Origin of the sequence: Aliidiomarina maris (genome assembly GCF_003987335.1) — a bacterium.
Taxonomy (GTDB): Bacteria; Pseudomonadota; Gammaproteobacteria; order Enterobacterales; family Alteromonadaceae; genus Aliidiomarina; species Aliidiomarina maris.
The window spans coordinates 222,398-235,544 of record NZ_PIPK01000003.1; the positions used below are offsets into that span (position 1 = coordinate 222,398).

At 50.3% G+C, this 13,147-nt stretch carries 11 protein-coding genes; 5 read left to right on the forward strand and 6 right to left on the reverse strand.

The genetic code is table 11. The features are described from left to right. The first annotated feature begins 36 nt into the window (after positions 1-36). Genes ahcY through CWE07_RS05285 form a run of 3 tightly spaced genes read left to right on the forward strand, consistent with a single transcriptional unit; the run spans position 37 to position 3,390 of the window. Positions 37-1,410, forward strand: a complete 1,374-nt coding sequence (gene ahcY / locus CWE07_RS05275; RefSeq protein ID WP_111568424.1) for an adenosylhomocysteinase — start codon at positions 37-39, stop codon at positions 1,408-1,410. Between the two features lie 15 nt (positions 1,411-1,425). Further along, on the forward strand, positions 1,426-2,013 hold the full coding sequence (locus tag CWE07_RS05280; protein WP_111568423.1) for a GNAT family N-acetyltransferase: 588 nt from the start codon (positions 1,426-1,428) through the stop codon (positions 2,011-2,013). 6 nt (positions 2,014-2,019) lie between these two features. Next, complete coding sequence (locus CWE07_RS05285; protein WP_111568422.1) at positions 2,020-3,390, forward strand: NAD(P)/FAD-dependent oxidoreductase; 1,371 nt, start codon at positions 2,020-2,022, stop codon at positions 3,388-3,390. An 83-nt stretch (positions 3,391-3,473) separates the two neighbouring features. On the opposite strand, the gene CWE07_RS05290 is transcribed toward CWE07_RS05285, so the two are convergent. From CWE07_RS05290 to rplU, 5 genes are all read right to left on the reverse strand, one after another. Then, entirely contained in the window at positions 3,474-3,854 is a 381-nt protein-coding gene (locus CWE07_RS05290; RefSeq protein ID WP_111568421.1) for a DUF3718 domain-containing protein, read from the reverse strand. Positions 3,855-3,944: 90 nt separating this feature from the next. Next, positions 3,945-4,436 carry a type 3 dihydrofolate reductase gene (folA, locus tag CWE07_RS05295; RefSeq protein WP_111568420.1) on the reverse strand — a complete coding sequence of 164 codons (492 nt, stop codon included), beginning with the start codon at positions 4,434-4,436 and terminating at the stop codon, positions 3,945-3,947. Positions 4,437-4,444: 8 nt separating this feature from the next. Then, positions 4,445-5,620 (reverse strand): Obg family GTPase CgtA, encoded by a 1,176-nt coding sequence (cgtA, locus tag CWE07_RS05300; protein ID WP_111568616.1) that lies wholly within the window; start codon positions 5,618-5,620, stop codon positions 4,445-4,447. Positions 5,621-5,720: 100 nt separating this feature from the next. Continuing rightward, the gene (gene rpmA, locus CWE07_RS05305; RefSeq protein ID WP_111568419.1) at positions 5,721-5,978 is read right to left on the reverse strand and encodes a 50S ribosomal protein L27; all 258 of its coding nucleotides are present in this window, start codon (positions 5,976-5,978) and stop codon (positions 5,721-5,723) included. A 17-nt stretch (positions 5,979-5,995) separates the two neighbouring features. Continuing rightward, positions 5,996-6,307, reverse strand: coding sequence for a 50S ribosomal protein L21 (gene rplU, locus CWE07_RS05310; RefSeq protein ID WP_111568418.1), 312 nt, complete (start codon positions 6,305-6,307; stop codon positions 5,996-5,998). A 196-nt stretch (positions 6,308-6,503) separates the two neighbouring features. On the opposite strand from rplU, the gene ispB reads away from it, so the two are divergent. Both ispB and CWE07_RS05320 read left to right on the forward strand, forming a co-directional pair. Then, positions 6,504-7,475 carry an octaprenyl diphosphate synthase gene (ispB, locus tag CWE07_RS05315; RefSeq protein ID WP_111568417.1) on the forward strand — a complete coding sequence of 324 codons (972 nt, stop codon included), beginning with the start codon at positions 6,504-6,506 and terminating at the stop codon, positions 7,473-7,475. A 24-nt stretch (positions 7,476-7,499) separates the two neighbouring features. Next, the gene (locus tag CWE07_RS05320) at positions 7,500-12,071 is read left to right on the forward strand and encodes an EAL domain-containing protein (RefSeq protein WP_111568416.1); all 4,572 of its coding nucleotides are present in this window, start codon (positions 7,500-7,502) and stop codon (positions 12,069-12,071) included. A gap of 80 nt (positions 12,072-12,151) precedes the next feature. Here the strand turns inward: CWE07_RS05320 and mdh are convergent, their stop codons facing one another. Further along, positions 12,152-13,087: a malate dehydrogenase gene (mdh, locus tag CWE07_RS05325; RefSeq protein WP_111568415.1), complete on the reverse strand. Its 936-nt coding sequence runs from the start codon at positions 13,085-13,087 to the stop codon at positions 12,152-12,154. Positions 13,088-13,147 lie beyond the last annotated feature (60 nt).

Here is a 13,147-nt window from a genome sequence, read left to right on the forward strand (position 1 = left end):
ATCATTTATCCAGGCACGTTAATCCAGGAAACCATAATGACTGAATTTACCGATTACAAAGTAGCAGACATCAAGCTGGCCGATTACGGCCGCAAAGAAATTAAAATTGCTGAATCTGAAATGCCTGCGTTGATGGCTATTCGTCGTAAGTATTCGGCCAGCAAGCCACTTGCCGGTGCGCGTATCATTGGTTGTATCCATATGACCATCCAAACCGCAGTGTTGATTGAAACCTTAGTCGAGTTGGGTGCAGAAGTACGTTGGTCGTCATGTAATATTTTCTCAACCCAAGACCACGCTGCAGCAGCCATGGCCGCTTCAGGTATCCCGGTTTTCGCTTGGAAAGGTGAAACGGAAGAAGAATACGAGTGGTGTTTAGAGCAAACCTGTAAGCAAGACGGTGAGCTGTGGGACGCCAACATGATTCTTGACGACGGCGGTGACCTAACCTTGCTGATCCACGACAAATATCCGCAAATGTTGGAGAAAATTCACGGTATCACCGAAGAAACCACCACCGGCGTGCATCGTTTACTCGACATGTTGCAAAAAGGCACTTTGAAAGTACCTGCAATCAACGTCAATGACTCTGTCACTAAGTCAAAGAACGACAACAAATATGGTTGTCGCCATTCTTTGAACGACGCGATTAAGCGCGCCACCGACCACCTGTTGTCAGGTAAGAAAGCCTTAGTCATCGGCTACGGCGACGTGGGTAAAGGTTCTGCTGCAAGCCTGCGTCAGGAAGGCATGATTGTAAAAGTGACTGAAATCGATCCAATCTGTGCGATGCAAGCGTGCATGGACGGTTATGAAGTTGTGTCACCTTACCTGAATGGTGAAAACCGTGGTGACGGCAGCAACTTAAATACCGCATTGTTAGGCGAAACCGACTTAATCGTCACCACCACGGGTAACTTCAATGTGTGTGACCAGTTTATGCTGGCAGCGTTGAAAAAAGGCGCCGTAGTATCCAACATTGGTCACTTTGACAATGAAATCGACACTGCGTACATGCGTAAGAACTGGCGTTGGGACGAAGTAAAACCACAAGTCCACTTGGTTTACCGCTCTGATGCTGATGACGACTACCTGATTCTGTTAGCCGAAGGTCGCTTGGTCAACCTAGGCAACGCTACAGGTCACCCAAGCCGTATCATGGACGGCTCGTTCGCCAACCAGGTACTTGCGCAAATTCACTTGTTCGAGCAAAAATTTGCGGCGATGAGCGCAGCGGACAAAGCCAAAGCATTAACGGTCGAAGTTCTGCCTAAACAATTAGACGAAGAAGTCGCCCGCTATATGGTAGAAGGTTTTGGTGGTACTATAACGCGCTTGACTCAGAAGCAAGCCGATTACATTCATGTCGATGTAGCTGGCCCGTTCAAGTCGGACGCGTATCGTTACTAATTCCACGGAGCTTGTATGACAAGTCAACCTTGTCTGCACTTTCGACCCATGACGGCGGCAGATTTTGCCGCCGTTATTGTATTGGGAAATAAAGTGCATGGAGACAACTATTTAACTGAAGACAACGTGCAAGATTACTTTGCGCGTGGGCAGAAAAATGGCCGCAATTTACATTGGCTGGCCTATGCCGACGAGCAGTTGGTTGGCTTACGCCTGACCTTTGCGCCCGGCCAATGGCCGATTGATGACTACTGTTCGCCCAGCGAGTGGCCGGTCGAACCCGAGCAGATGTGTTACTTCAAATGTGCTGCAATTGACCAGGACTTTCAGGGCTTAGGCATTGGAAAAAGCCTATTACAACACTCGGTAGTTGAAGCCTCTGCATTAGGCTGCAAAGCAGGTTTGGCGCATATATGGCGCCAAAGCCCCAACAATAGCGCGTTTGAATATTTTTCGCGCTGTGGTGGCGAACTTATCGATGATTACCCAGATCGCTGGTATTTAGCATCCGTTGAAGACGGCTACTATTGCCCAGTTTGCGACGGCATTTGCCATTGTACCGCGGCTGAAATGGTATTACCGTTTAACAAAATTAGCTTATAAACGCTTATGTCTGCGCATCGCTATCGCATCTATGACCCGCTCACGGATGCGCATATCCCGCTCAACCATGAGCAACAAGTGACCAGCTATTGGCGCGCGCACCCTACCCAGCCCGAGGCGCCGGTTACCGATAACTGCAACGTATTGCCTGCGCAATGCGAGACGCTGATTATCGGTGCAGGTTATACGGGACTGAATGCTGCGCTCACCTTGGCCGAGCACGGGCATAACGTGGTAGTGATTGATGCGGGCGCGATTGCAGCCGGCTGCAGTAGCCGCAATGCAGGGTTCGTGTTACCCGCAAGCGGGCGTTTAAGCATTCAGAATTATTCCGATACATTCGGTGCAGACGTCGCTGCTGGAGTACTCAACGAGTTTAATGCTGGAGTGCGCCACGTCGAACAATTGGCCGCTCGCATGCACACCGAGCACGGGGTAGATTGTCAGTATGCTGCAAGCCGCTACTTACGTATTGCCCATAATTCAGGGCAAGTTGCCCCCTTACAGCAACTCGCTGACAACCACGCACCATGGCCACGCCAATTTCTCACCGCCGCCGATTTACAACATCAGTTACCCGGTGTTCGCCATGCCCACGGCGCACTAGAGCAAACCCCTGCTGGGCGCGTACATCCACTGGCCCTTGCCCAAGGCTATGCGCAATTGGCCCGTGCCGCTGGCGCTCGCATCGTTACCCAGTGCGCGGCACTGAATATCACTGAACTGCCATCTGGCTGCGACGTCGCCACCAGCCAAGGTCATATTCGGGCTGAGCATGTGATGCTGTGCAGTAATGGCTATGCCAATCGCCAATTATTCAGTCAAGTGACCACTCGCCAACTGCCCGCATTATCCAGTATTGGTGTCACCCAACCCTTGAGTCGTTGGCAAGTTGAGCAACTTGGTTTGACCCCGAATGATCTGGTGATGGACACTCGCAGACTTAAATATTATTACCGCCTATTGCCGGATCAACGTTTACTGTTCGGTGGTCGCGGTGCAATTAGTGGCAAAGACGCACAACACCCTAAATACCAAGCCCAGCTGCACCAAGCGATGCTAGCGACTTTACCGGTACTCAGGGGTGTCGGGTTCAAGTATGCATGGTCTGGTTGGGTTAGCGTTGCGCTCGATAGCTATCCTCGTAGCTATCAGCATAGCCAGCGTATTAGTGCAGCATTGGGCTATTGTGGTGCGGGCATTTCTTTTGCTAGCTTAGCGGGTAAACGCCTTGCGCAGCGACGTCTTGGCCATACACTGCCGCCATTGCCATTCTATCAGCGCGCCCCGTTGCAGTTTTCATTACCGGGCTTACGTCGCACCGGGCAGCGCCTGTATTATCAGTACGCTCGGCTACGCGATAACTTGAATTGGTAAATGCCTGTGCAGACTTGCTGACGGCAGATAAAAAAACAGCGCTCTAAGGCGCTGTTTTTTTATCTTCTATAGCCAGTATAAGCTTAGTCTTCGGTGCGCTCACGAATGGCTTGCGCCACTTCGCTGTCACCGTGACCATTGGCCTCTGCCCAAGCTAAATCCCCTGTACGCGACAGCGTAGACGCTGGTAATTGGCTCACCATAAAGGTACCAATATCCATTGAGCCATTCGCCAAAGCGAATTGAATCAAGCTGAGATCATTACAACGAACACCTTCATACACCTGACGTAAACGGATCCGCTCCTCACGAATACGCTGGCGCATCCGCATACGGTCATCTCCCTGAACGTACGTGCATAAGTTAAGCGCTAAGTCTTGCGCTTGTGCCGGTTTTGATGCAGCCAGATTCACGCCCATAGCTATAGACGCGACCGCCACTGTGCTAGCAACAGCTTTCCACATGTTTGCCCCCAATATGTGTTGTAATTTCCTGCGTATAGTACAAAAATCGTATGCGCAAATAAATAGCGTCGTGCAATTAATCGGCAAATTTTACGATTTCTGTAATAAATACGCTCGAAAACTTGGGTTTGAACCTTCAGCTGGCTGCTCGCGCAGTAAAGTTCTCACCCATTTGGGTGAGCTTTGGTTGGTTTCGTACTCAGGGAACCAAGTATCACCGTCCACCTTGAGGTCAATTTCTGTCAAGTAGAGGCGAGTCGCCATGGGCAGGAATTGACGGTAAATATCGCCGCCACCGATGACCATCACTTCATCCACGTCGCCAGCAAGGCGTAACGCTTCGTCAATTGAGTGCGCAACACTCACATCGGCGTCAATCTGCGCAGCACTGGTGAGTACAATATTATGGCGCCCAGGCAAAGGACGACCAATCGAGGCGAACGTGTGTCGCCCCATGATGATTGGCTTACCCAGGGTAATTTCTTTGAAGTATTTGAGCTCAGACGGCAAATGCCAAGGCATTTGATTGTCTTTACCGATGACCCGATTATGGGCCATCGCGGCTACTAAGCTAATATCCATGGCGGTTGCTATTCTTTGGTGTAAATCACTTCAAAATCATCGTCTTCGTCGTCGAAGTCGTCGTCATCCAAGTCATCTTCATCAACTTCCACCACTTGGTTGAGCTCGCGATCATGGTAATGATCCCATTTGAACTCAACGGTCTGCGGTGCTTCTTCCACCTGAGCATCCGCTTTAGGGAGCGTTTCCAAATACTGCATAATGTCTCTGACTAAGACATCGCGCGCATCACCTTGGAACGCAGAGATTTTATACACTGGACCTTCCCAGTCGAGTGCATTGATAATTTGCTCTGCACGCTCAGCAATCTCTTCGTCACTCAGTAAGTCAGTTTTATTCAGCACCAACCAACGTGGCTTGTCCGCCAGCGCCGCGCTGTACTTGCCTAATTCACTGATAATGGTAACAGCTTGCTCAACCGGGTCGCTGCCGTCGAATGGTGCAAGGTCAACCAGGTGTAGCAACAAGCCACAGCGTTCCAAGTGCTTCAAGAATTGAATACCAAGGCCTGCACCTTCAGCAGCACCTTCAATCAAGCCCGGAATGTCTGCAATTACGAAGCTTTGATGCGCTGCAGTACGCACCACACCCAAGTTTGGTACTAAGGTGGTAAATGGGTAATCTGCCACCTTAGGTTTAGCGGCAGACACTGAACGAATAAAGGTCGACTTACCTGCGTTCGGCATACCCAATAAGCCAACGTCAGCCAACAACAACAATTCTAATTGCAACCTGCGAACTTCGCCTGGGGTGCCATTGGTTTTTTGGCGTGGTGCACGGTTGGTCGAGCTCTTAAAACGCGTATTACCTAACCCATGAAAGCCGCCTTTCGCGACCAACAGCTTCTGGCCATGCTTGGTCAGATCGCCGATAACTTCATCGGTATCTAAGTCACGCGCTCGGGTACCGACCGGGACAGTAATGGTTAAATCTTGTCCGCGCTTACCTGTACAGTTCGCGCTCATACCATTCTGGCCACGCTCAGCACGATGGAAGCGCTCAAAGCGATAGTCAATCAAGGTATTCAGGTTTTCATCGGCAATCAGCCAAACGTCGCCGCCATCCCCGCCGTCACCGCCATTCGGGCCACCACGTGGAACATATTTTTCACGACGGAAACTGACGCAGCCGTTACCACCGTCTCCGGCTTCTACACGGATTTCTGCTTCATCGACGAACTTCATGCCAAACCTGCCTTTCTTAAAAAATTCTTGTACCACTTGGTACATAAACAAAAAACCCCGCGGCAAACGCGGGGTTTCTGTTTCGCTCTATTAGCTTAGCTTACTCAGCTACGATGCTAACAAATTTGCGATTGTTCGGGCCTTTAACGTCAAAAGAAACTTTGCCGTCGGCTTTCGCGAACAAGGTGTGGTCACGACCTACACCAACGTTGTCCCCAGCGTGGAAACGAGTACCGCGCTGACGAACCAGGATGTTACCTGCTAATACAGATTCACCACCATAACGCTTCACACCCAGACGTTTTGATTCTGAGTCACGACCGTTTTTGGTTGAACCACCTGCCTTTTTATGTGCCATTTGTCGTTACTCCTTAATTACTTGCTCAGACCAGTGATCTTCACTTCAGTGAACCACTGACGGTGGCCCATCTGCTTGCGAGAGTGCTTACGACGGCGAAACTTAACAATGTTCACCTTGTCAGCACGACCGTGGTTAACAACTTCAGCAGTGACTTTACCGCCACTGATAAAAGGTGCACCGATAGTCACGTCATCACCGTTTGACAGCATTAGAACCTGATCAAACTCAACAGTTTCGCCAGTTGCAGCCTCTAGCTTTTCCAAGCGAACTACTTGGCCTTCAGCGACACGGTGTTGTTTACCGCCACTTTGGAAAACCGCGTACATAATTCTTCTCCACAGCCCAGTCAGGGCGCTCAAAACTCAATTCAGGGCGCGAATTTTACGCAAAATAGGCGCTAAGCGCAAGGGTAAATAGGCAAAAAAACAAGCTTTTTCAAACTGACCGCCATAACACTGGCGAAAAAGCAAAGATCCTGTAAAATCTGCGCCAAATCGTGACTTTAGAGACCCCGAGAAGATGATGGATCTAGCGGCGATCAAACGCCTCTCTGAGACGGAAATGAAAGCTGTCGACCAGTTGATAATGACCCAGTTACGTTCCGATGTTGCGCTCATTAATCAGCTTGGATTATACATTATTAGCGCTGGCGGTAAACGCTTACGGCCTTTGCTGGCGGTACTTGCAGCCCGTGCGCTTGGGTATCAGGGTACGCAACATCATACCTTAGCCGCCGTGGTAGAATTTATTCATACTTCGACCTTGCTTCACGACGATGTCGTCGACGAGTCGGACATGCGCCGCGGCCGTGAAACGGCGAATGCCAAGTTTGGCAATGAAGCCAGTGTGCTGGTGGGCGATTTCCTTTATTCACGCGCATTTCAAATGATGGTTTCCATGGGCTCAATGCGAGTGATGGAAATTTTGGCCGACTCCACCAACGTCATCGCCGAAGGCGAAGTTATGCAGTTAATGAACTGCAACGACCCGGAAACCTCGGAAGCACGTTATTTCGCTGTCATTTACAGTAAAACCGCGCGCCTATTCGAAGCAGCTACTCAATTGGGTGCCGTCTTAGCCGAACAACCCGACGATATCGAACAAGCCTTAGCCGCCTATGGTCGCCATTTAGGCACTGCTTTCCAGCTTGTCGACGACATTCTCGATTATGCTGCAGACGCCGCGACGATGGGCAAGCAGGTCGGCGATGATTTAGCCGAAGGTAAACCCACACTGCCGCTTTTATATGCGATGTGGCATGGCGATTATGAACAGGCAGCACTGATTCGTGAAGCCATCCAACAGGGCGGTCAGCGCGATAAATTACCTGCGGTGATGCAGGCCATGCAGCAAACCGGTGCGCTTGATTATGCCCGCACGAAAGCAATAGAAGAAACCGAAAAGGCCAAACAAGCACTGCAAATTTTACCTGCTTCAGAGTATAAAGATGCGTTAATTGCCCTGGCGCATTTAGCCGTCGACCGCGACGCCTAATAAATAGAAAGCACAAGGAACGGCATGCGATATACGCTTTTATATCTGCTGCTCATCGTCTTCGGTGGGATGATCCCTGCGGTGCATGCCGCAGCATCTAATACTGACGGCCAAAGTGTGAGGTTAGAGCATTTCACTGTTAATCATGGGTTAACGCAAAATACCATTACCGGTGTGGTTGAAGACGCTGACGGATTTCTTTGGATTGCAACCGGCGCGGGCTTAAACCGCTTTGACGGCCATCACTTCCACCATATTAAAGGCCCCGAAGGGGTGTTTACCAATCGCCATATCTCAATGTTGCGCCTTACTGACGACGGCGTGCTGTGGCTTGCTATTCCAAATGTGGGCTTATTTAGCCTCTCACCCAATGCGCAAAACTTCGAGCAGCGCCTAGGTTTTGAGCTTATTGATGAATGGTGGTTCGCGGAAATTAACCATATTTTTCGCCACCATGATTATTATTATTTTAGCAACGATACCAGCGTTCGCCGCATGCATGTGGAAACCAATGAGCTTACCGACGTATACCAAGTGGACCAACAAAGTGATAATTACTACGATATTATCCGCCACGCGATCGCTTTCAATGACTATATTCTCGTCGCCACGTCCAAAGGGCTTGATGCTATTCGTACCGACACCTTTGCGGTCACCGAAATTGATTACCTGAACGACCCCGATGCCCATTTTAACCAGCTAAATAGTAAATATTTGTATGTGCTTGACCGCTATTTATATGTCGCCACGGTACAGGGGTTATATCGCCTGCCCTTGCAAGCACTCGAACAAGCCCTAAGCGCCCAGGATTCAAGTGTTAGCCTTGATACTGAGGTGGTCGCCGCCGACCTCAATGTGTGGCAAATCCAAAGCCACCGCCATAATTTGCTAATGGCCGCGCACACCGGTTTTTATCAGCTCGATACCAACCGCAACCACTTTAGCAATGTACTGCGCTTTGCCGATTCAAGCGTGCCGGTCTTTGACAACAGCATTCACCACCTGTTTATCGACAGTGACCGTAATATTTGGTTAGGGACTTGGTTCAACGGGTTGTTCCAGTGGCGCCCACAAACCCGTGTATTCGAAACCATTGCCCGTGGCGTGGGAAGTTTTCCAAGCCTGAGCAGTAATCAGATTTGGGCACTTGCTGAAGATAATGACGGACGTTTATGGGCCGGCACCCAAAACGGACTCAATCTACTCGATACAAACAGCATCCCTGTGCGCCACGAGGTGTTTTTTGCCACCGACGATGACTCGGCGTATATCCATGAAGGCACGGTCTACAACTTGTATCCGGACCCTGTAGACGCCGATGTGCTGTGGTTGTATCAAAGTGACGAGATGTACCGCTTTGACGCCAGCTCAGGCGAGCGTACGGTGTTGGCTGATTTGGTCACCGACGCCACAGCGCGTGAACTACTCAGCGAATATATGTGGGGCTACCAATTAATCGGTACCAGCCTTTGGTTCGTCAATTCCCGAGGCCTTTTTAGCTTCGATACGCAAAGTTTTGAACTCAATTTGTACAGCGAATTTGATGCGCCTGACTTTGATTTGATGAACTTGTATCGGATTGTTGGCGTTGCGCCCCATGCGCCGGAGCAAATAATTCTGGCCTTAGCCAGTGAAATCTGGCTATTTGACACCAGCACTGAATCACTTCAACGCATTTATCAGCACGACCCATTCCAGCCTTATTCTGACATTTACGTTGAAAGCATGGTCAGTGACCAGCAAGGACGAATCTGGATGACCCTGTTGGGCCATGGGATTCTAATATTTGACCAGGAATTTAAGCTTCAGCATACACTGACAACCCGCACTGGCTTACCCACCAGCGATGTCTATCAGGGCCAGTTAGATGACAACGGCACGCTTTGGTTTAGCTCAATGAATGGTTTGCTTGCCATTGATCCAGATACCTTTCATTCGCAACGTTTCACCTACCGGGATGGCACCAGCAGCAATGAATTCAACTTGCTAGCCAGTACCAAGCTGCACGATGGACGCCTTGCCTACGGCTCGATGCGCGGTGTGACATTATTTGACCCGAGCAATCTAAACCGCAGTGCGGTGCAATTGGCACCGCGCATTTCAGCGATTAGCGACATCACCACAGGGCAGCGTTTGGCGTTGCCGATCCGTAATTTACATCGCTATCAGCTGCGCTTAGACCATGATAACCGCGGTATTCGCGTTGAAGTTTCAACCACCAGTTTAGACAGACCCCATGAAGTTCGTTACTACTTTGAGTTAACTGGCCGCGAACAGCTGAGCTTACAAAGCGTGCGTGACCCTAATATTTCACTTCCCCGGCTGCGTTCTGGACGCTACACCTTGAGTGTGCGCGCGGTTAACCCGAGTAATGGTGAACTGACTGGGCCTGCCATATTGGGGATTTATGTGGCCTACCCGCCCTTTAGCTCCCCCCTTGCGATGACCCTATACGTGATTGCGATTGCGTTTATATTGCTGCTACTTGCGCGCTACCGAATGCAGCATCACGCGCGTTTACGCGACAGTATACAACACGCAGAATTAAGTCAGGAACGTCTGCAGTTAGCTATCAACGCCACCAAGAGCGGCATTTGGGACTGGCATCGCAGTGACGATTTATTGTTTGAAACCCGCTTAAGCCATGACCTTGGCTACGCAACTCAGGCTGCAGGTGTCACCCTGGAAGATTACCGTGAGTTTATTCACCGCCGTGACTACCCCGGTTTAGCGCGCCAATGGCAGGCCCTGTTGGCTGGTGAACGCGATGACATTAATTGCAGCTACCGGATGCGCCACAGCGACGGCCACTGGCTATGGTTCCACGACATCGGCCATGTGACAGCGCGTGGCACCGACGGTGTGCCTGAACGTGTTACCGGGGTGTATCAGAATATAACCAACGCGCGCTCGACCGAAGAGAAAGCGCTACTGTTCGGCAAGGCGTTTGAACAAACCCAAGATTGGGTGTTACTGCTCAATGCTGAGCAGTTGCCAATGACCGCCAACCGTGCCTTTTGCCAAGCGCTTGGGGTAGATGAAGAGCAAATTGCTCACTATGGTTTTAATAATTTAGCGCCCGAACGCATTCAGTTCTATCGCGAAGTCGTGCGCAATTTGCGTCCAGGCGAACAGTGGCGCGGCGAGGACATTGTATCCCTTGCCAGCGGGCGCTATGTGCCTGTATTGATTAATATTAGTGCAGTAGCTGATAACCAAACCCAAAACCATGCGTTCGTCATCGTGGTTACTGATATCAGCTCGCAGAAAGAAGCCGAGGAAAAACTTCGCCAACTCGCTAACTATGATGCACTCACAGGCCTGCCGAATCGCGCGTTACTGACTCAGCGGATTGACGCCGTGCTGAGCGAAGGCACACTGCACCAGCAACAAACCGCACTCATTTTCATGGACCTTGACCGCTTCAAGCAAATCAATGACAGTCACGGCCATAATGTCGGTGACAAATTGCTATGCATTATTGGTGAGCGCATGCTCAGTTGTGTGCGCAGTAGTGACACCGTAGCACGCTTAGGTGGCGACGAATTTATTGTGTTGCTGACTGCAGCAGACGAACCCTCTGTGTATCAAACCGCGACGCGTATTCTTAGCGCCGTCAACGAGCCGATTATTATCGACAAACACCATATTCGTATCTCACCCAGTATCGGCATCGCGTTGTATCCCCAGCACGGGCGCCAACGTGACGAACTGCTCAAGCATGCCGACCTCGCCATGTATGAGGCCAAAGCCGCTGGGCGTAACTGTTATCGGGTATTTAAAAGCGCGATGGACACCAAAGTGCGCCAGCGCTTAAATCTGGAAACCGAGCTGAAACAAGCCGTGGCACAACACCATGTGCGTAACCATTATCAGCCCATTGTCGACGCCAGGACGCAAACTTGCCGAGGGATTGAGCTTCTCATGCGCTGGTCCATCAATGAGCAACCCATCAGCCCGGAAACCTTTATTCCACTGGCAGAAGATCTCGGCCTGATTGTCAATATGACCGAGCAAGCCATTCATCGTGGTCTGGCTGATTTAGTGCGCTTGCGTCGCGTCAGCCCAGAACTCTACCTGTCGGTGAATCTGTCGGTCCAACATTTGGGGCACACCTCGTTACCCCATTATCTGAGTGCACTACTTGAGCAGTTTGAACTGCCCGCTTCAGCCCTAAAACTCGAAATCACCGAAGGGGTTTTAATTGAAGAAACCGTGCGTGCGCGCAGAGCCATGCAGCAATTAAACGAAATTGGCGTCGACCTGATGTTAGATGATTTTGGCACCGGCTACTCGTCGCTACGTTATCTCAAAGAATTCCCTATTGAAGTCATCAAGATAGATCGCAGCTTTACCAGAGACATCGGTAGCAGCAGTGCCGATGAAGCGATGATTGAATCCATTCTTGCAATGGCGAGTAACTTGAACAAAGCTTGTGTGGCCGAAGGTGTTGAATTAGCCGCACAACGGGATTGGCTGATGCAACGCAATTGCTTCCTGATGCAGGGTGATTATTTCTTACCAGCCCGCAATGCCCAAACCGTAGAAGCTTGGTTAATAGCGCTAAAATGTTCTGGCGCCCTGAGCCCTGGTTAAAACACGGACTAACATAAAAAAAGCTGAGCTAGGTATGCCCTAAGCTCAGCTTTGTTGTGCGCGTTACACTAAACAGGGTATTACTGGTTCGCGAACTCGATACCTGTTTGAATATCGCCCTTCAGGCTTGCAAGCATGTCAGCTTTAGCTTTCGCTTCAAACTCGCTTAAGGTGCCGTATGGCAGAATTTCAACCACACCATTGGTACCTAAACGCACAGCTTGGGCAAAGAATTGTGCGTCAGCACCGTCGCCTTCGACATACGCGTACTCAGTCACAGCTTCGCCTTGCATCGCTTTGGCTAATGACAGACAAAAACGCGCTGCTGCCTGACCCATTGATAAAGTCGCAGAGCCTCCGCCCGCTTTTGCTTCAACGACTTCAGTACCGGCGTTTTGAATGCGGTGCGTCAGTTGCTTCACTTCGTCGTCAGAGAATTTAATGCCTTCCACTTGTGACAACAATGGCAGGATAGTAGTACCGCTGTGGCCGCCAATCACTGGCACATGCACGTTCTCAGGGTTCAAGCCTTTCAGTTCAGCGACAAACGTTTCTGCGCGAATCACGTCTAGCGTGGTCACACCGAACAATTTGCTCTTGTCATAAACGCCTTTCTTCTTCAGCACTTCTGCAGCGATAGCTACGGTCGTGTTGACTGGATTGGTGATGATTGCGATACAAGCTTTCGGGCAGTTATCTGCACAAGCTTCTACCAAGTTCTTGATGATACCTGCGTTCATGTTGAACAGGTCAGAACGGTCCATACCAGGCTTACGTGGAACACCTGCAGGAATCAATACAATGTCTGCGCCTTGTAACGCGGTTGCCAAGCCGTCTTGACCGTAACCTTTCACGTTCACAGCAGTTGGGATATGGCTTAAATCAACCGCCACACCAGGGGTAACTGGCGCAATGTCGAATAAAGCCAAATCGGTGCCAGCTGGTAGCTGGGTTTTCAACAATAATGATAACGCCTGACCAATACCACCCGCGGCGCCTAACACTGCTACTTTCATGATGTACTCCATTTAGCTCGGATTTGAGAGGGTAAAACCTTACTGGATCAAGCGTTAAAA

Bases quoted from the DNA above. Each gene is read 5' to 3' on its own strand.
- CWE07_RS05320 (WP_111568416.1), top strand. From the start codon at position 7,500: ATGCGATATACGCTTTTATATCTGCTGCTCATCGTCTTCGGTGGGATG.
- folA (WP_111568420.1), bottom strand. From the start codon at position 4,436: ATGGATATTAGCTTAGTAGCCGCGATGGCCCATAATCGGGTCATCGGT.
- CWE07_RS05290 (WP_111568421.1), bottom strand. From the start codon at position 3,854: ATGTGGAAAGCTGTTGCTAGCACAGTGGCGGTCGCGTCTATAGCTATG.
- ispB (WP_111568417.1), top strand. From the start codon at position 6,504: ATGGATCTAGCGGCGATCAAACGCCTCTCTGAGACGGAAATGAAAGCT.
- rpmA (WP_111568419.1), bottom strand. From the start codon at position 5,978: ATGGCACATAAAAAGGCAGGTGGTTCAACCAAAAACGGTCGTGACTCA.
- rplU (WP_111568418.1), bottom strand. From the start codon at position 6,307: ATGTACGCGGTTTTCCAAAGTGGCGGTAAACAACACCGTGTCGCTGAA.
- ahcY (WP_111568424.1), top strand. From the start codon at position 37: ATGACTGAATTTACCGATTACAAAGTAGCAGACATCAAGCTGGCCGAT.
- CWE07_RS05280 (WP_111568423.1), top strand. From the start codon at position 1,426: ATGACAAGTCAACCTTGTCTGCACTTTCGACCCATGACGGCGGCAGAT.
- CWE07_RS05285 (WP_111568422.1), top strand. From the start codon at position 2,020: ATGTCTGCGCATCGCTATCGCATCTATGACCCGCTCACGGATGCGCAT.
- mdh (WP_111568415.1), bottom strand. From the start codon at position 13,087: ATGAAAGTAGCAGTGTTAGGCGCCGCGGGTGGTATTGGTCAGGCGTTA.
- cgtA (WP_111568616.1), bottom strand. From the start codon at position 5,620: ATGAAGTTCGTCGATGAAGCAGAAATCCGTGTAGAAGCCGGAGACGGT.